The 19,798-nt window shown below is 30.7% G+C and carries 17 protein-coding genes and 1 pseudogene; 5 read left to right on the forward strand and 13 right to left on the reverse strand.

All coding sequences use genetic code 11. The features are described from left to right. Positions 1 to 3: 3 nt before the first annotated feature. Positions 4 to 1,356, reverse strand: coding sequence for a 30S ribosomal protein S12 methylthiotransferase RimO (gene rimO, locus AC28QF_RS08280; protein ID WP_488201330.1), 1,353 nt, complete (start codon positions 1,354 to 1,356; stop codon positions 4 to 6). Between the two features lie 205 nt (positions 1,357 to 1,561). Here rimO and AC28QF_RS08285 point away from each other — a divergent pair, with 205 nt between their 5' ends. After that, on the forward strand, positions 1,562 to 2,422 hold the full coding sequence (locus tag AC28QF_RS08285; protein WP_488201329.1) for a YihY/virulence factor BrkB family protein: 861 nt from the start codon (positions 1,562 to 1,564) through the stop codon (positions 2,420 to 2,422). 92 nt (positions 2,423 to 2,514) lie between these two features. On the opposite strand, the pseudogene AC28QF_RS08290 reads toward AC28QF_RS08285, so the two are convergent. After that, positions 2,515 to 2,733, reverse strand: a pseudogene (locus AC28QF_RS08290) (hypothetical protein); the annotation flags it as partial. Positions 2,734 to 3,060: 327 nt separating this feature from the next. On the opposite strand from AC28QF_RS08290, the gene AC28QF_RS08295 reads away from it, so the two are divergent. Further along, a complete protein-coding gene (locus AC28QF_RS08295; RefSeq protein WP_488201328.1) occupies positions 3,061 to 5,748 on the forward strand; it encodes an AAA domain-containing protein in 2,688 nt (895 codons plus the stop codon). A 66-nt stretch (positions 5,749 to 5,814) separates the two neighbouring features. Further along, complete coding sequence (locus AC28QF_RS08300) at positions 5,815 to 7,443, forward strand: AAA domain-containing protein (RefSeq protein ID WP_488201327.1); 1,629 nt, start codon at positions 5,815 to 5,817, stop codon at positions 7,441 to 7,443. Between the two features lie 296 nt (positions 7,444 to 7,739). On the opposite strand, the gene ftsY is transcribed toward AC28QF_RS08300, so the two are convergent. The 7 genes from ftsY to AC28QF_RS08335 form a co-directional block, all read right to left on the reverse strand. Continuing rightward, positions 7,740 to 8,693 carry a signal recognition particle-docking protein FtsY gene (gene ftsY / locus AC28QF_RS08305; RefSeq protein WP_488201326.1) on the reverse strand — a complete coding sequence of 318 codons (954 nt, stop codon included), beginning with the start codon at positions 8,691 to 8,693 and terminating at the stop codon, positions 7,740 to 7,742. A gap of 237 nt (positions 8,694 to 8,930) precedes the next feature. Next, a complete protein-coding gene (locus AC28QF_RS08310; protein ID WP_488201325.1) occupies positions 8,931 to 9,083 on the reverse strand; it encodes a DUF4295 domain-containing protein in 153 nt (50 codons plus the stop codon). Positions 9,084 to 9,120: 37 nt separating this feature from the next. Then, positions 9,121 to 9,303 (reverse strand): 50S ribosomal protein L33, encoded by a 183-nt coding sequence (rpmG, locus tag AC28QF_RS08315; RefSeq protein WP_028887391.1) that lies wholly within the window; start codon positions 9,301 to 9,303, stop codon positions 9,121 to 9,123. A gap of 27 nt (positions 9,304 to 9,330) precedes the next feature. Then, positions 9,331 to 9,570 (reverse strand): 50S ribosomal protein L28, encoded by a 240-nt coding sequence (gene rpmB, locus AC28QF_RS08320; RefSeq protein ID WP_488201489.1) that lies wholly within the window; start codon positions 9,568 to 9,570, stop codon positions 9,331 to 9,333. A 257-nt stretch (positions 9,571 to 9,827) separates the two neighbouring features. Then, entirely contained in the window at positions 9,828 to 11,078 is a 1,251-nt protein-coding gene (locus AC28QF_RS08325; RefSeq protein WP_488201488.1) for a competence/damage-inducible protein A, read from the reverse strand. Between the two features lie 41 nt (positions 11,079 to 11,119). Beyond that, positions 11,120 to 11,728, reverse strand: a complete 609-nt coding sequence (locus tag AC28QF_RS08330; RefSeq protein WP_488201324.1) for a fumarylacetoacetate hydrolase family protein — start codon at positions 11,726 to 11,728, stop codon at positions 11,120 to 11,122. A gap of 273 nt (positions 11,729 to 12,001) precedes the next feature. Beyond that, entirely contained in the window at positions 12,002 to 12,841 is an 840-nt protein-coding gene (locus AC28QF_RS08335) for a 1,4-dihydroxy-2-naphthoyl-CoA synthase (RefSeq protein ID WP_488201323.1), read from the reverse strand. Positions 12,842 to 12,933: 92 nt separating this feature from the next. On the opposite strand from AC28QF_RS08335, the gene AC28QF_RS08340 reads away from it, so the two are divergent. After that, positions 12,934 to 14,175 carry an alpha/beta hydrolase-fold protein gene (locus tag AC28QF_RS08340; RefSeq protein WP_488201322.1) on the forward strand — a complete coding sequence of 414 codons (1,242 nt, stop codon included), beginning with the start codon at positions 12,934 to 12,936 and terminating at the stop codon, positions 14,173 to 14,175. A gap of 76 nt (positions 14,176 to 14,251) precedes the next feature. On the opposite strand, the gene AC28QF_RS08345 is transcribed toward AC28QF_RS08340, so the two are convergent. From AC28QF_RS08345 to AC28QF_RS08360, 4 genes are all read right to left on the reverse strand, one after another. Then, entirely contained in the window at positions 14,252 to 14,701 is a 450-nt protein-coding gene (locus AC28QF_RS08345) for a S1 RNA-binding domain-containing protein (protein ID WP_483705175.1), read from the reverse strand. A 1-nt stretch (position 14,702) separates the two neighbouring features. Next, the gene (gene menD / locus AC28QF_RS08350; RefSeq protein WP_488201321.1) at positions 14,703 to 16,355 is read right to left on the reverse strand and encodes a 2-succinyl-5-enolpyruvyl-6-hydroxy-3-cyclohexene-1-carboxylic-acid synthase; all 1,653 of its coding nucleotides are present in this window, start codon (positions 16,353 to 16,355) and stop codon (positions 14,703 to 14,705) included. Positions 16,356 to 16,430: 75 nt separating this feature from the next. Then, complete coding sequence (gene fsa / locus AC28QF_RS08355; RefSeq protein ID WP_218773078.1) at positions 16,431 to 17,084, reverse strand: fructose-6-phosphate aldolase; 654 nt, start codon at positions 17,082 to 17,084, stop codon at positions 16,431 to 16,433. A gap of 65 nt (positions 17,085 to 17,149) precedes the next feature. Continuing rightward, a complete protein-coding gene (locus AC28QF_RS08360) occupies positions 17,150 to 17,950 on the reverse strand; it encodes an SDR family oxidoreductase (RefSeq protein ID WP_488201320.1) in 801 nt (266 codons plus the stop codon). 96 nt (positions 17,951 to 18,046) lie between these two features. Here AC28QF_RS08360 and AC28QF_RS08365 point away from each other — a divergent pair, with 96 nt between their 5' ends. Continuing rightward, entirely contained in the window at positions 18,047 to 19,693 is a 1,647-nt protein-coding gene (locus tag AC28QF_RS08365; protein ID WP_488201319.1) for a M1 family metallopeptidase, read from the forward strand. The last annotated feature ends 105 nt before the right edge of the window (positions 19,694 to 19,798 follow it).

The raw sequence follows: 19,798 nt of genomic DNA on the forward strand, positions 1-19,798 counted from the left end.
TAATTATTTTCTTTTTTGATTTAAGCTCGTTGGCTTTTCTTGCTTCACTAACGGAGTTCCGTACAAGTCAAAATCACCAGCTTCATCAATTTCAATATCTATAAATTCACCTAGTTTTATATAATGTTTCGTAGCATCTACAATTACATCGTTATCTACATCTGGCGAATCAAATTCTGTACGACCGTAAAAATACTCTCCGTCTTTTCTATCAAATAAACAACGGAAAGTTTTTCCGATTTTTTGCTGATTTAACTCCCAAGAAATTTGAGATTGTACTTCCATAATTTCGTTTACACGACGGAACTTTACATCCGCAGGAACATCATCTTCTAAAACAAAAGCACCAGTATTTTCTTCATGAGAATACTCAAAAGCTCCCATTCTCTCAAAACGCATTTCTTCAACCCAATCTTTTAATTCCTGAAACTGCTCTTCAGTTTCTCCCGGATATCCAACAATTAAAGTAGTACGTATTGCCATATTTGGCACCGCTTCTCTAAACTTATGAATCAACGATGTTGTTTTTTCGTGGGTTGTACCACGCTTCATCGATTTTAAAATCTCGGTGTTTATATGCTGCAACGGAATGTCTAAATAGTTACAAACCTTAGGTTCGTTTTTCATCACCTCTAATACATCCATCGGAAAACCAGTAGGAAATGCATAATGCAAACGAATCCATTCTATTCCGTCTACCTTTACCAATTCTTTTAATAAATCAGCTAAAGCACGTTTTTTATAAATATCTAATCCGTAATAGGTTAAATCTTGTGCAATTAACATCAACTCTTTAATTCCTTTCTTAGCTAACTTTGTAGCTTCGATAATAATATCTTCAATTGGTGTCGATTTATGTTTTCCTCTCATTAAAGGAATTGCACAGAAAGAACATGGGCGATCACAACCTTCAGCAATTTTTAAATACGCATAATGTTTTGGTGTTGTTGTTAAACGTTCACCAATCAACTCGTGCTTATAATCTGCTTCTAAAACTTTTAATAATTCTGGTAATTCGTGTGTACCAAAATACTGATCTACGTTTTTAATTTCAGCTTCTAAATCTGGCTTATAACGCTCACTTAAACAACCAGAAACAAATACTTTATCTATTTCTCCTGCTTCTTTACGCTGTGCATAATGCAAAATAGTATCAATACTTTCTTCTTTGGCCTTACCTATAAAACCACAAGTATTAATTACAACAATATTACCATCATCTTCCGGATCTTCATGAACTACGTTTTTACCATTGGCTTTTAATTGACCCATTAAAATTTCACTGTCGTAAATGTTTTTAGAACAGCCTAAGGTAACTACGTTAATTTTGTTTTGCTTTGGTGATTTTGTGCGCATTGTACTATAAAAATTTAGAGTGCAAAGATACATTTTAAATATTTTACACACTTACTACTTTTGTTTGATTATTATGCCTTTTTTTGATAGCTTCGTTAACCTTTAATATTAATCATTAAAATGATTTTGTATTCTTAAAAAGTTACCAAACATTTAAGCAAAATGTTCTTAATGTGCATAATTACAAAAATTAAATATTTTACCATTGAAATTTAAAATCAAGGATTTATCCAACATATTTTTAGAAACTTTTAATCTTTGGATAGCTAAAGATCCTTTTAATTTGAGTGCCATTTTAGCTTACTATTCTATCCTTTCATTACCTGCATTACTTATTTTAATAATAGATTTAGTTGGAAGTATTTGGGGAAGAGAAATAGTTCAAGGTAGGCTTACCGCTGAAATGTCTATTGCTTTCGGTGTAGATACCGCTAACTTTATACAAGAAATGATGACAGATAAAGGAGATAAATCAACATCTTTAATAGCTAATACATTAGGAATTGGTACTTTACTATACGGAGCTACCGGCGTTTTTTACCAATTACAAAATGCGCTAGATAAAATATGGAATTTTAAACCTTCATATACTAACGGTGTATTGGCTACATTAATTGGAAGATTAAAAAGTTTTGGTTTTATTTTAATTTTTGGTTTTCTATTATTAATAAGTCTTGTTCTAACCTCCGGACTTTCTGCATTTTCGGAACGTATAAATAAATTGCTACCAGATGGCTTTTTAGAACTCGCTTATATATTTGATGCGCTAATTTCATTAAGTTTTATTTATTTTCTTTTTGCTGCTATGTTTAAGTTTTTACCATCATCTAGAGTAAGATGGAAAGCTGTAAAATCTGGCGCTGCATTAACAGCTATATTGTTTGTGTTAGGAAAATATGCATTATCTTTTTATTTTGCAAAAGCCGAACCAGGCTCTACTTATGGCGCAGCAGGCTCAGTAATATTAGTAATGCTATGGGTTTCTTACACAAGTCTTATTTTATTATTCGGTGCTCAATTCACAAAAGTATACTCTGATAAATACGGAATTTCTGAAACCAGTTAACATATCAAAATTTCACTCGTCTGCTTAAAAAAATTTAGTAATAACTTAAGTAATTAATTAATCGATTATAAATCACTTACGAAAACTCCTCGCTAATTCACCCAACGTTTATAGCAGTTTATTACACAACAAACCGCTAGCGAAGCTTTACTTGTAAAGCATAAAGAATCTATAAACTCGTATTTATTAGATGCTTGTAAATCGTCTATTCCTTCACCTAATCCGATATAGATTACAGATATTTTAAATTGATTTGAAACACCAATTACATCGCCTCATTTTGCTGTTCCATCTAATTTGGTAATTACGATAAAATTACTTCTGCTACTTTATTGTGCCTTTTATTATAAAAATTTAGGGTAATCTTATTTTTTTTACACACTTACTTCTTTAGTTTGATTCTTATGCCTTTTTTGATAGCTTAGCTAACGTTGAGCATAAATTACTGAAAAAAATGTAAACAAGCAGAAAACCATCAACTCAAAGAACACATTTGATTTTTTTGTTTGCACACGAGCCAGCGCAGAAAGAAAACAAAAGAGCTGTTTTTTACCAACGCTCGAACGAAATGATAAAAACCGTAAATTGAATAAAAAAAAAAGAACGTATTTTAAACCTCTCAAAGACAACCTAAAAACATGGAGATAACCGAAAAGCTACTGATTGAATTACAAAACCGACTAAAAGTTGGTAGCCGAAGAGGAGTACATTTAAATGCAATTCCCGCTCGTTCAAGATACAAGTTTGACCTAACACGATTATCTCACATTGACGAAAACCTTCCCACAAATTTTATTAATGCATTATTAACCGAATTACCTTTAAAATTTAAAATTAGTTGGAAAGATAATGTTCCCGATTTGAATTCACTTTTTGAAGATGACCAAACGCAATTAGTAAAAATTACAAAGTCTTTTGAAAATCTTATCAATCAAACAGATGCAATAGAATCAGAAAAAGGAATAAACACATTTGGTTTTGGTTTTCCAATACTTGTAAGACGTGACCAATCAGACAACAAATTAACTGTTGCACCAATTTTAATTTGGTCATTAAGAATTAGAAGAACAAAAGAATTTAATACTTGGGAAATACTACGAACAGAAGACGATCCAATTTATATCAATGAGGTTTTAATAAATCATTTACAAAATGATTCCAAAATTGAGATTAACCAAATTTCAACGGATTTTTTAGATGACGGCTTAATTGATAAAAGTGAACTTTTAGATATTTGTGTAAATATCATTGAATCCATAAATAGCTCAATTCCAGATGACCTTCGTGAAACATTTGAGAAAAAACTGAAAGAAATAAAATCTATTCCAGAAAAGAAATATTACGAAAAACTACCATTAACATCTAATAATTCATTTATAGACTTTGGCGGACTTTTTTCAATTTTTGAGGTTCAGAAGCAAAATATTATTCACGATTATTCGAATTTACTAGAATTAAAAGGTGCTACAATTGACCTTGAAGATATGGAAGAACATACGTTTCAACCAATATCATCAGTCGAAACTGACCCATCACAACAAGGGATTTTACATTCTTTAAAAGCTTCTCGAAACATTTTAATTCAAGGACCACCAGGAACAGGAAAAAGTCAATCGCTTACAGCGATTTTAGTAAATGCTCTAGAGAATCAAAAAAAGACAATTGTTGTCTGTGAAAAACGGACAGCTTTAGAAGTGTTGCACAATGCCCTAAATGAAAAGGGTCTTAATTATCAATGTGTACTTTTAAAAGATATTGTTAAAGACAGAAGAGTCGCAGTTGATTCTGTAAGAGATAGAGTTGATAATTCCTCATATCGCAGATATAGATATACTCACTCTAAAGAAACTTTAGACAACATAATTGAAAAGTCAAAAAACTTAATTGATTCAATAAATAAGAAACACAAAAAATTAGGAGCGAATTTAGTCGGTAATAAAAATTGGACTCATATTGTCGGCTCACTATTATCAGAATTAAAAGACAATTCAGAAGAATACAATCTTGATTTAGCAAAAGACACATTCAGTTATGAATCATCTGAACTAAATCAGTTATTAGAACTAATTAGGAAAGGACAAAATTTATATGACGAGTTTAAACCTCATTTAAACCTTTCTTTTATTAACCCTGCAAAATTAGTTGGAGACAATCCATTTATTATAGAACAACAGATTGAAGAAGATTTTTCAATCTATAAAAAAGAGTTGAAAATCATATTAGATGACATTTCAAGCTATGAGGTAGAATATTATAAAATTAGAAATGAACAATTTAAATTGCAAAAAACTTCAATAAGTGATATTGAAAATTCTATCCTAAATATCCTAGCGAAACACAAAGCAAACAACGACTTTTTTGATGAAGAAAAAACAAATGGATTTTTATTTAAAACTATTTCTATCTTCTCAAAAGAAAAGAAAACTACACTTACTGACCAACAAACAATAAATACACTTTTTGAAGATTATTCATTAAAAACTAATCACAGTAAAGACTTTGAAAGTATTAATTTTTCTAAATCAATTAAAGGAAATCAAGATACTCTTAAAAACTACAAATTAATTATTGAGAGAATTGATAAAGAATTACAGTCGAAAATAGAAAATGAGTACAAATCCTTAAACTTACTTAAATCAACTGAAAAGGAATTTGACACAGAACTACTACAAACAATAAAAACAAATTTCAGTAATTTAAAAACTAAAATAGAAGAACAAAATTGGACTAACAAAGAAGTGAATGGAGATTCTCACAACGTGTTAAGTTCTCAAATTCAGACTTTCTTAGATTCAAAAGAACAATTTTTCGCAAATGAAAATGACCTTTTTTCAATTGAATTTAAGTGGTTTCAATTTTACAATTCATTATCAGTAGATAATAAACTAATCATTGACCAATTAAAGGAAAAAATAAATTGGAGAAAAACATTTTTAATATTCTATCTTAATTCTATGCTTGTAAATTCTGCGAATACAGATTTACCAACAAATGATAACGACCATATTGAATTAGGAAAATCTTTGTCTGAACTTGAAAAAGAACAGATTAAATATATTAGAGAATATTGGTTTTCAAAACAAATAGATGCTACCAGAGATTTTAACAATAAGAATCCAAATTTAGCTGTCGAAAATCTATACAATAAAAGAGCAGGTAAAAGACATAAACGATTATCCTTACGAGAAATAGTAAAGTTGGATATGGATTTATTCACAACTTTTTTTCCAATAATTCTTACAACACCAGACGTTGCGAGTAATCTGTTTAAAGGCAAAAATCAATATTTTGATATTGTTATGTTTGATGAAGCTAGTCAATTATAATTAGAGGATAATTTACCAGCACTTTTAAAAGGGAAACAGATTATCATTGCAGGAGATGAACACCAAATGCCTCCTTCAAATTATTTCAGCAAAGTATTTGATGGAACAATTGATGATGAAGATGAGTTTAAAGATGAAATTGATAAAATTAAAAATGATATAAGTAATTCTCTTTCAGATTGTGAATCACTTCTTGATTTTGCATCCGAATTAGGTTTTGAGAAAAAACATTTAGATTTTCATTATCGTTCAAGACATCCTTACCTTATTGATTATTCGAACTATGCCTTTTATAATCAAAGATTAAAACCACTTCCAAACAGTTTTGATTACATTCCAATAAATTATGTTTCCGTAAATGGCACATATTCTGACACTTCCAATGACGCAGAAGCTGAAACAATACTGTCTATTATAGATAACAATATTTCAAGACTTCCAAACGGAGAATATCCAACAGTTGGAGTAGCAACTTTCAACATCAATCAAAGGAATCTAATTTTAGGAAAGATTAATGAAAGAAGAAAATTTGAAAAATATAGAGATTTTAATGACAAAATAGTTGAACTCGAAGAAAACGGATTTTTTGTAAAAAATTTAGAGAACATTCAAGGAGATGAAAGAGATGTTATCATCCTCTCAACTACTTATGGTATAAACAAGGAAGGCAAGTTTGCCCAAAGATTTGGTTCAATAAATCATCAAAAAGGATACAAACTTTTAAATGTTATTGTTACAAGAGCAAAATACAAAGTATATGTATGTTCTTCCATTCCAGAAGATGTATTTTTAAATTATAAAGAGCATTTAATCAATGAAGGTTCAAACAACCGAAGAGGAGCTTTATATGCCTATTTAGCATACTCAAAAGCTGTTAGTGAACAAGACAATGAAGCAAGAATTTCTGTTTTAAATACACTTGCAGAAAATTCTACAAAAAGCACTACAATCGACAACTTAAATGAAGACCTCGAATCACCTTTTGAGGAGGAAGTTTATGAAGCTCTAACCGAACATTTTGACGAAAAAAATATAATTCCTCAACTTCAATTTGCTGGGTTTAGAATTGATATGGTTTACGACACAAAGCATATTGGACTTCCAAAAATCGCAATAGAATGCGATGGAGCTTCTTATCATTCTAGTCAAGAAGCATATTTACACGATAGTCACAGACAAAAGATTCTTGAAGGACACGGTTTTGTGTTTCACAGAATATGGAGTACAAATTGGTGGAGAAACCCACAAAAGGAAACAAAGAAACTAGTCGAATTTATAAGAAGTATCGAAAACAGTAGTCCATCAATTTTTGAAGATAAATCAAAAACAGGATTAGCGTTTACGGATAACATCTCAATAGTCGAAAATGAACTTTCTAAAGTTTCTCAACATCTTAAAAAGGATTTAAAACAAACGATACAAGCTGTAAGTAAAAAAGAGGAAGTTCAAACAACATTATTTAAAGAAACTATTACTGTTAATAGTAAAGTGAAAGTAAATTATTTGAATATTAACAAAGATTTGAAAGTTCATTTAGTTGACCAAATTGTGTCTAAAGTTGAAACATCTAATCGTATTCAGAAAATAAATATTAAAACACCATTAGGTGTTGCCTTAAATGGGAAATCTGTTGGAGATACTGTTAAAATTGGTGGATTAGATAAGTTCGTTAAAATATTAGAAATTATGAATTAAGCCAACGCTAAACCAAAAATCACAAAAGAGTATGTCTCGCCAATGCACAATTCCTAACTATTACTAAAATTTCGAAAAACCAATCAGAACGTATAAAGTCAGTTTACAACAATGTGTAAAGAAATAGCGTTTATCGCTAAATCGAAAATAAGTAAATATAAGTAAGGTCTTTATTTCACCGAAAAATCGGCTCCTTTTAATCCGCTACTATTCTTATACTAGCGATACTTCAAAAACATACTCCACAAAAAAACGCCACTATATAGTGGCGTTTTAAATTTTCTTAATGCTGTTTTCTATTTAAAAAAAGAATCTACAAACTCGTATTTATTAAACACTTGTAAATCGTCTATTCCTTCTCCTACTCCGATATATTTTACGGGTATTTTAAATTGATCTGAAATACCAATTACAACGCCTCCTTTTGCTGTTCCGTCTAATTTGGTAACTGCCAAAGAAGTAACTTCTGTTGCTTTGGTAAACTGCTTTGCTTGCTCGAAAGCATTCTGACCTGTAGAACCGTCTAAAACCAGTAACACATCGTGTGGTGCATCTGAAATTACCTTTTGCATTACACGTTTAATCTTCGTTAACTCGTTCATTAAATTAACTTTATTGTGTAATCGACCTGCAGTATCTATAATAATTACATCGGCATTTTGATTTACGCCTGACTTAACCGTATCAAACGCTACAGAAGCAGGATCAGAACCCATTTCTTGACGAATTATAGGAACACCTGTTCTATCTGCCCAAACCTGTAATTGATCTATTGCTGCCGCTCTAAACGTATCTGCTGCTCCAAGAACAACTTTTAATCCTTGTTTTTTAAACTGAGATGCTAATTTACCAATCGTAGTTGTTTTACCTGCTCCGTTTACTCCCACCACCATTATTACATATGGCTTTGTGTTTGCTGGAACTGTAAATTCAGTATCGTCTTTTGTGTTTGTCTCAGAAAGTAAACCTGCAATTTCTTCTCTTAAAATCTGATTTAACTCTTCTGTTCCTACGTATTTATCTTTAGCAACCCTAGTTTCAATTCTTTTGATAATTTTTAACGTAGTATCTACACCAACATCAGAAGAGACTAATACTTCTTCTAAATTATCTAAAACATCATCATCTACTGTTGTTTTTCCGGCAACAGCTTTAGATAGTTTAGAGAAAAAACTAGATTTTGTTTTCTCTAATCCTTTGTCTAATGTTTCTTTTTTCTCTTTTGAGAAGATTTTCTTAAAAAAACTCATAGTTAAATTTTATAATCGTTTATATAGGTTAAAAACTATACCAAACTTATTATATAGTCAAATTGTCATTATACGATTACTTTCGCGTTAAGGATTGCGGCATTGTTGAAGCTCCTCGCAGAGAGCGACTGCCAAAAGCCTGACCCGAAGGGTAACGCTCAAAAATACAGTTTTTTAGCACAAAAAAAAAGCTACTCTCTAATGAAAGTAGCTTTTGTTTATTTTGTAATAAAAGTATTAATTTTTAGCGATAAAACTATCTACTTTTGAAGGATCCATAATAGCTCCAACAAATGTATAAGCTCCTGTTTTTGGAGACTTTACCATTTTAATTGCTTTAGTTAACCTTTTTGCGCCTGTTTGTAACGATGCTACTGATTTCTTTGCCATGTTATATGGGTTATTTAAAGTTTAAAAAAACTTTTAATTATTTAATTTCTTTATGAACTGTCATCTTCTTTAAGATAGAATTAAATTTCTTTAATTCCATTCTATCTGGAGTGTTCTTTTTGTTCTTTGTAGTAATATAACGTGAAGTTCCTGGTTTACCAGTTGCTTTGTGTTCAGTACATTCTAAAATAACCTGAACTCTGTTTCCTTTTTTTGCCATCTCTGTAAAATTTTATCTAGTAAGGAATTACTTAGTTAAGAAACCGTTTACTCTAGCATCTTTAATTACTGCAGAGATTCCCTTTTTATTAATATTTTTTAATGCAGAAGCAGATACTTTTAAAGTAATCCATTTACCTTCTTCTGGTATATAAAAACGCTTAGTCATTAAATTAGCGTTAAATTTTCTTTTAGTTCTATTTAATGCATGAGAAACATTGTTCCCAACCATAGCTTTTTTTCCTGTAAGTTCACAAACTCTAGACATCTTCTTGACAGTTTTTAGTATTATTTCTAAACGAGGTGCAAATTTACGCATTTATATTGATTGCGCAAAAAAAACTCATTCAAATTCTTATTATTTTTCTATATATTCTAACTGAAGCTAAGCATCTAGCCCATCGGAATCGTAACAGTCGGCAAATTTACAAATTATTTTAATAAATATAACTTATATTATTAAATATTTAAAGACTTCTACAGAAAGAGCTCTTTACAAACAGCAAAACACTTAAAAACAACGTTTTAATTGTATTTTAAAATATTTTCTCGCAACAACTCTAATGCTTTTGTAACTGTTCTATTAATTACTTTCTCTCGCGGTTGCCCAAAATCAAACTCATATACTTCTACATTATTTTTTTCGGCAATAGCAATATAAACCAACCCTACATTCTTATTGTTATTATCAGTAGTAGGCCCAGCGTTTCCTGTTACTGCAATGGCATAATCAGTTTTTAACTGCTCTAAACAACCAATTGCCATTTCTTTAGCAACCTCTTTACTTACAACTGTAAATTCTTCAATTAATTGCATTGACACTCCTAGTAATTGCTCTTTTAATGCCGCTGTATATGTAATAAAACCTCCTTTAAAATAAGCAGAAGATCCTGCCACAGAAACTAAATCAGCTCCTATTCTACCACCTGTTAAACTCTCAGCAACACTTATCGTTTTATTAAATTTCTTTAACAAACCACCTACACTACTTTCTACAGACGCCTCTTCATCATAACCAACAATAACATCAGAAATTAAGGCACTTATCTCAAAAACACTTTTTGCGACTTCTTTTTCTATAAATTCTTTATCAACTCCTTTTGCTGAAATTCGCAATCTTACTTTACCAAACGATGGCAAATACGCTAATTTAATGTGTGTTGGTAAGTTATTTTCCCACGCTTCAATTCTTTCGGCAATAACACTTTCACCAACACCAACCGTCATTATTATTGTGTGTGATATAAATGGTAATTTAAATTTTTTTTGAATTTTAGGCAATACCGCATTTGTAATTAATCCTTTCATCTCATAAGGCACACCTGGCAATGAAACAAAAACAGTGTTATTTTCATAAAACCACATACCTGGCGCGGTACCGAAATAATTCATTAATAAAGTTGCCTTAGACGGTAACTGTGCCTGGTATCTTTGAACTTCATTAAAAGGATGCTTTATTTTTTTGAATAAACTTTTTATATGTTCAATTACTTCCTGATACTCAACAACCTCATCATCTTTAAAATATTCGGCAATTGTTTTTTTAGTAATATCATCTTTTGTAGGACCAAGACCTCCTGTTATAATTACGATATCCGCCCTACTTTCTGCTTCTTTTAAAGCATTTAAGATATGTTGTTTTTCATCTTGAATAGAAGTTATTTGATATACTGAAACGCCTATTTTGTTTAATTCCTTCCCAATCCATTGTGAATTTGTATCTACAATTTGACCTATAAGAATCTCATCTCCTATTGTAATTATTTCTGCGTTCATATGCTTATTAAAAAAGAATCCCGCAAAAGCGGGATTCATAATTATTTTATTTTAATTTCAAAAGCTTGTTTACCTTCAATAACACCTGTTAAAATGTCATTTTCTTTTACCGCGCCAACTCCTGCTGGAGTACCCGTAAAAATAACATCTCCTTTTTTTAAGGTAAAATATTGTGACACATAACTAATCAACTCATCTATTTTCCATAGCATTGATTCGGTATTCCCATCCTGAACCACTACTTCGTTCTTATGCAATTGAAAAGAAATATTAGTTAAATCTAAATCTTTCTTCGGGTAAAATGCGCCAATAACGGCACTACCATCAAAAGCTTTTGCTTTTTCCCAAGGCAATCCTTTTTCTTTACATTTTGCTTGCACATCACGTGCTGTAAAATCGATTCCCAATCCTATTTCGTCATAATATTTGTTTGCGAATTTCGAAGAAATATGTTTCCCTACTTTATTAATTTTCACCAAAACCTCCACCTCATAATGAATATCATTAGAAAAAGGCGGAATAAAAAAAGGCATTTTCTTTGGAAGAATTGCTGAATCTGGCTTTAAAAAAACAACAGGACTTTCTGGTTTCTCATTTGCTAATTCTTCGATATGCTTGGCGTAATTACGCCCAATACAAATTATTTTCATATTTAAAATAAAGGTGTCAATTAGAATAAAATGAAGTAATCTAACTGTAAGATTACTTCGTCATACTTCCTCGTAATGACAAGATTAATTTTTATGCTAGAATGTCATTGCGAATAAAATCAAGCAATCTAACTATAAGGCTACTTCGTCATACTTTCTCGTAATGACATGATTAATTTTTAAGCTAAAACGTCATTGCGAATAAAATGAAGTAATCTAACCACTAGATTAGTTCGTCTTACTTTCTCGAACTAACAGACTAAATACGCAGATCTATGGAATCCAAGTTTTAGGAAAGTTTGGTTTTCTTTTTTCAAGAAAAGCATCCCTACCTTCTTTAGCTTCTTCTGTCATATACGCTAAACGAGTAACTTCACCTGCAAAAACTTGCTGACCTACCATTCCGTCATCTGTTAGGTTCATTGCAAACTTTAACATTTTTATTGATGTTGGCGATTTTTCTAAAATCTCTTGAGCCCAATCAAAAGCAGTTTGTTCTAATTCGTCGTGAGGTATCACTGCATTTACCATTCCCATATCATAAGCTTCTTGCGCTGAATAATTTCTTCCTAAAAAGAATATTTCACGTGCTTTTTTCTGCCCTACCATTTTTGCTAAATATGCCGATCCGTATCCTGCATCAAACGAAGTTACATCAGCATCGGTTTGCTTAAAAATAGCATTTTCTTTACTTGCTAATGTTAAATCACAAACAACATGTAAACTATGTCCGCCACCTACAGCCCAACCCGGAACAACACAAATTACCGCTTTTGGCATAAAACGAATTAATCGCTGTACTTCTAATATATTTAAACGATGATAACCATCTTTACCTACATATCCTTTTTCACCACGTGCATTTTGATCTCCTCCTGAACAGAAACTCCAAATTCCGTCTTTAGTTGAAGGTCCTTCCGCAGATAATAATACCACTCCTATATTCGTATCTTCATGCGCATCCTGAAAAGCATCTAACAATTCTGATGTTGTATGCGGACGAAATGCATTACGCACATTTGGGCGGTTAAATGCTATTCTCGCTACATTATGCGACTTTTTATAAGTAATATCTTCATACTCTTTGGCAACTTTCCATTGAGGTTGTATCATAATTTTAAAATATTGTCGTTAGTAAGTAGAGCAAAAATAACATAATAACTTTGTTTTTCTTTTCTATATTTGAACGATATAATACGAATCCTATGAAACAACTATATTTTTTAGTTACTTTATTACTAAGTACCAGCCTTTTTTCGCAAAAAATAATTACCGAAAAAATTAATTCTATAGAATTTACGAAAGGTAGATCTGTAAAAATTTACATTCCTGAAAACTATGATAATGATGAAACTGTTAGTTATCCTTTAGCTATTGTTTTAGGCGATCAATACCTTTTTGATATGTATGTGGGTAATGCTAAATTATATGCTAATACAGATAAAGCTCCACGACAAATAGTAGTTGGAATAGATATGAGAGATACCTACAATGAAGATATTTCTATTATTCCCTCAAACAACGCTTTAACTACAAGTGCCGAAAAATTTCAGAAATTTATAAAAAACGATTTGATTCCGCATATGGAATTAAATTACAGAACTTCTCCTTTTATGACCATTGCTGGTCAAGGAAAAGCAGCCGATTTTGTTACCTATTTCTTAAAAGATGCGCAGCCAATTTTTAACTCATATCTTTGTATTACACCCGAACTTACACAGTTTAGCGCTAGCAGAATTCAATCGTATTCTTTAGATAGATTAGGAGCTATCGATAACTCTTATTTTATATATGCTAGTAACAATAAAGAGTATATAAATCCGAAGCAAAACGATCGATTTAGTGAAATAGGAACTTACTTATCTTCTTTTAATGCTAAAAACATACATATTACATTCGATAAATTCACGAATGCACCTAACTATTTATCTGTTATTAGTGAAACAATACCAAGGGCTTTCGAGAAAATGTTTTATCTATACGCTAAGATTACTAAAAACGAATTTGAGACGAATATTAAGGAATTAGGTCCTTTAGAAGCTATAAAATATGTAGAACAAAAATATTTAGATATTCAATATTTATATGGATCGAATTTAAATGTTCGTTTAGATGATATTTTTGCTATTGAGGGAATCGTTATTGATAAATTAGATGGTGATTACTTGCGTGTTTTAGGTGACTTTGTAATGATTAAATATCCTGATTCTCATATTGGTGATTTTTATGTAGGAAAGTATTACGAAAAAGGAAAAGATTACGAAAAAGCAGAGTTTTATTACAAAGCTGCTTATGGTAAAATGGAGCCTTCTGACCCAAATGCAAATGCTTTTTACGAAAATATTAAACGTGTAACTGACCTAAAAGAAAGTCAGCCAAAAGAACAAATTATTGAAGGCCTTCCTGAAGAGGATGATAATGAAGAAGAAAAAGAAGACGATAAATAAAGTATGATATCTAAAACAAAAACGGCGACTTAATAATTAAGTCGCCGTTTTTTATTTTATTTTTGTCTTTGTTTGCTTATTTCAACAACTCAATTCTATCTTCTTTTAAAACAATTTTTTTATCTTTATACAAACCACCAATAGCTCTTTTAAAAGCTTTTTTACTCATTTGTAATCGAAACTTAATTGATTCTGGAGAGCTTTTATCAGTAAGCATTAAAAAACCTTTTTCATCTAACTTTCTAAGAATTACATCTGCATCTGTATCAATTACATTTCTAAAACCTTGAGGTCTTAAAGAAACATCTATCTTTCCGTCTTCTCTGATATTTTTAACATAACCGTAAGTTTCCATACCTTCTTCTATATCTTGGTACACTTCGCTATTAAACAACAAACCATCAAATTCATCATCAATTAAAACATTGTATCCTAATGGAGTTTGTTCAATAATTTTTAAATTTACCTGATCTCCTTCTTGCAATCTATTTTGTGAATCCTCTTGTAATCCGTCTTCTAATTCCATTTTATAAGTTTTTAAAATAGTTCTTTAAAACTACGTCATTTATTTCTTTTGGAGTAAAAATCTCCATTATTTTTGGCTGATTTGATGTTTCATAAAAATCCTTCAACCCTATATTTAATTCTTCTAAATTAGAAATAGCTACATAATTAAAATTATACATTTTTGCCAAATGTTCAGCTGTTAAGCTATGCGGAGTTTCGAAATAGACTGCCGCATTGGTTGACAAAGGACCGGGAATTACTCTGAAAATTCCACCGCCATCATTGTTTAATATAATGATTCTAAAATTTTTCGGAATATTTGTATTCCATAACCCGTTACTATCGTAAAAAAAACTTAAATCTCCTGTTATAAAAACAGTAGGTTCTTTATCTGCAAATGCAGCTCCTACAGCTGTACTTGTACTACCATCAATTCCGCTTGTACCTCTGTTACAAAACACCCGCAAGGTAGCGTTTAAATTAAACAGTTGAGAGTATCTAATTATCGAACTATTACTAATTTGCACCTGATAATTATCAGGAATGAGTTTTAAAATAGCTTCAAAAGATTTTAAATCAGAATATTCGCAATCAGCTAAATAATCATCATGTTTAAAGTTTCTATCTTTATTTACAACTAACCAATCTTTTTGATAATTACTTTTTACAATGTTTGTTTGACTTTCTATTTTTTGTAAAAAATCAACAGGCTTTTTTTGTATAAATTCAGACAAACAGTGATAGGTATCCATTACCGTTAACTCATCAATATGCCAATGATGTTTTGGTTGGTATTTTCTTAAAAACTGTTTTATTTTTTTTGAAATCACCATTCCTCCTAGAGTTACTAAAATATCTGGTTGTAATTCTAAAAAGTCAGTTTCAGTTAGCGGAAAAATAAGTTTATCAATCGCATTGATAAATTTTGGATGATATAAGTTTGAAGTTGTTTCTGTTAAAATTAATACCGATTCATCTTCAACAAACCTATTAAGTATATTTTGTAATTCAGTATCCGGAAAATTACTTCCCACCAAAATCATTTTTTTAGTGGATGCATTCCAAATTTCAGATAGTTTTTGATAATTAACAGATTGCTTTACTTCGTTCGTAATAACGTTCGAAAAATTAAATTCTTTTAAATTAGCAACCGTTTCATACAACGGCTCATTAAAAGGAACATTAATATGTACTGGCCCTTTTTTAGTGATTGCCGTTTGCAATGCCTCTGCTAATAAATCGCTATTATTTTCTAATTGATTTTCTTCCTCTACTAAATTCGCAGAAAACAAAATATGGTTTTCAAACACATTTTCTTGACGAATGGTTTGTCCGTCGCCAATATCAATTAAATGTTTAGGTCTATCTGCTGAGATTATTATTAACGGAATATTGCTATAAAAAGCTTCCGCTATTGCGGGATAATAATTTAACAACGCCGAACCTGATGAACAAATAATTGCAACCGGTTTGCGCTTTTGCTGTGCGATTCCCATAGCAAAAAAAGCAGCACTTCGCTCATCAACAACACTTAATGCTTCTATAGCTTTGTGGTTAGAAAACCCTATAGTTAACGGTGCATTTCTTGAGCCAGGCGAAATCACAACCGTATCAATATTATATTGATGACAGGCTGAAATAACTAATTGTGCAAGTTCTTTTTTCGGGAACATTTGTTATAGTTTAAAAATGTCATTCTAAAGCAAAAACTTTAAAATGACATTTTATAATAAAATCAACTATGTTGATTAATTTCCTTTTTTATAATCTTCTAGAAACTTTGCTAAACCAATATCAGTTAAAGGGTGTTTTAACAAACCTTCAATAGCACTTAAAGGACCTGTCATTACATCAGAACCTAATTTAGCGCAATCAATAATATGCATTGTATGACGTACCGATGCAGCTAAAATTTGTGTTTCGAACATATAGTTATCATAAATCTGACGAATTTCTGAGATTAAATTTAATCCATCTGTAGAAATATCGTCTAAACGCCCAATAAACGGAGAAACATACGTTGCGCCTGCTTTTGCCGCCAATAAAGCTTGCCCCGCAGAAAACACTAACGTTACGTTTGTTTTAATTCCTTTTGATGAAAAATATTTACACGCTTTAATTCCGTCTTTTATCATTGGTAATTTTACCACGATTTGAGGATTTAAAGCAGCTAAAGCTTCTCCTTCTTTTACCATTCCGTCAAAATCTGTTGAAATTACCTCAGCAGAAACATCACCTTCTACCAATTCGCAAATTGCTTTGTAGTGATTTATAATGTTTACTTCTCCTGTAATTCCTTCTTTTGCCATTAAAGACGGATTCGTGGTTACACCATCTAAAATACCTAAAGCTTGTGCTTCTTTAATCTGATCTAAGTTAGCTGTATCTATAAAAAATTTCATGTTATATATATTATATGATTGTGTTCTAATTTATTTAAAATCCTGCTTTCTAAAGCCTTGCAAATTTACAATTTATAATGATTCATTAACAGCTTTTCATAAACTTTATCTGGTAAAACTCGTTTTAAAACAACTGAGAATTTCTCCATAAATCCGCCTATTTTATAATGAATATTAGGATTTTTTTTCTCTATAATTTGATGAATTGCTTTTGCCATCACTTTCGGATCCATTCCTGAATTTACATGACCATCCATTAAAGCTAAATTCTCTGTATACGTTTCTTTATATGCCGAATTTTCATAAACAGGTGTATGAAATCTTCCTGATGCAATATTAGTTGCAAAATCTCCTGGCGCTACATTTATCACTTTAATTCCGAAACTTTTAACTTCCATACTTAAAGCTTCCGTTACCAGTTCTAAAGCACCTTTACTTGCTGAATAAATCCCTCTAAAAGGCAATCCCATATAACCTGCTATCGAAGTAACGTTTATTATTATTCCCGATTTTTGCTTTCGCATTTGTGGCAATACAGCTTTAGCTACATCTATAACGCCGAAAAAATTAGTATTAAAATTAGCACGCATTTCATCAGTCGGAGTATCTTCTATCGATCCTGTTATTCCCTTACCTGCATTATTAATTAACACATCTATTCTGCCTTCTTTTTCAATTACAGTACTTACTGCTATAGCTATTGTTTTAGCATCAGTAACATCTAAAGCAACCATATTAAAAGATACGTTTACTTTATCTGGATTTCTACTTGTACCGTAAACTGTATAATTTTTAGCATGTAAATAAGTAGCAATTGCTTTTCCTATTCCAGAAGAAGCTCCTGTTATTAATATTACTTTCGACATTAATTTTTAATTTTATACAAATATCTTAAAGTTCGCTATAATAAAAAAAGACTTTAAACACTTATATTAGCAACTCGTTGTAAGAACACAATCGTTATGAGTAAAAAATCAATTTTTAGTATTTTATTTTTTCTAATTAGTTTTAGTTTATTAGCACAAACATCGTTATTCGAACACACTAAAACATTTACAAAACAAGATTCACTTCGTGGATCTATAACTCCAGAAAGAGTTTGGTGGAACTTAACATACTACCATTTAGATATTACCGTAAATCCTGACAAGAAATTTATCCACGGAAAAAATACGGTGCAGTACAAAGTTTTAAAACCTCACAATGTTTTACAAATTGATTTACAAAGTCCCTTAAAAATTACGAAAGTGATTCAGAACGGAAAAAAATTAAAAGTAGTTACCAACGGAAATGCACATTTTATTCAATTAAAAGATATACAGAAAATTGGAAGTGTAAATTCGTTAGATGTGTATTATGAGGGACATCCGAAAGTTGCAAAAAACGCTCCTTGGGATGGTGGATTTTCATGGAAAAAAGATGCAAATGGAAATCATTTTGCAGCTACTTCTTGCCAAGGTTTAGGAGCTAGTGTTTGGTGGCCAAATAAAGACCACATGTATGACGAAGTAGATAGCATGGCAATTAGCGTACGTGTGCCTAAAAATTTAATGAATGTTTCTAACGGAAAATTACGTAAAACAGAACAGCATAAAGACAATACAACTACTTATCATTGGTTTGTAAATAATCCGATTAATAATTACGGCGTAAATGTAAATATTGGTGATTATGTACATTTTTCTGAAAAATATAAAGGTGAAGACGGTATACTTGATATGGATTATTATGTATTGCGTGATAATTTAGAAAAAGCAAAAAAGCAGTTTAAAGATGCGCCAAAAATGATGAAAGCTTTTGAGTATTGGTTTGGAAAATATCCTTTTTATGAGGACGGATTTAAACTTGTAGAAGCTCCGTATTTAGGAATGGAACACCAAAGTTCGGTTACCTACGGAAATAAATATATGAACGGATATTTAGGTAGAGATTTATCAGGAACAGGTTGGGGTTTAAAATTCGATTTTATTATTATTCACGAATCTGGGCACGAATGGTTTGCTAATAATATTACCAATATCGACATTGCTGACATGTGGATTCATGAAAGTTTTACCGCTTATTCTGAGAATCTTTTTTTAGATTATTACTACGGTAAAAAAGCATCAAAAGAATATGTAATCGGAACTCGTAGAAGTATTCAGAACGATATTCCTATTATTGGTCAATACAATGTAAATAGTGAAGGTTCTGGAGACATGTATTATAAAGGAGCCAACATGCTACACAACATTAGAACCTTAATTAATAATGATGAAAAATGGCGCCAAATTTTACGCGGATTAAATACTGTTTTTTATCATAAAACCGTAAACACTAAACAAGTTGAAAACTATATTTCGCAACAATCTAAAATTGATTTAAGTGCAATTTTCGATCAGTATTTACGTACCGTTAAAATTCCTGTTTTTGAATATAAAATAGAGAACAATAAGCTTTCTTATCGCTGGAGTAATGTTGTTGCTGAATTTAATATGCCTTTAAATATTTTTGTTAATGATAAAAAACAACAGTTAAATCCGACTGAAAAATGGCAAACTATTAACGTTAATTCTAACGAAATTATAGTAGATGACAATTTTTATATTAAAAGTAAAAAAGTGAAGTAAGCTCTGATTTTATTGATAACACAGAGTGTTTTAAATCTTGTATAAACATAAAATGAATCATTAAAGCTATTTCCTTTAAAATACTAACCAAACACTTCGTACTAT

It is taken from the genome of Tenacibaculum sp. M1.3A, assembly GCF_057732375.1.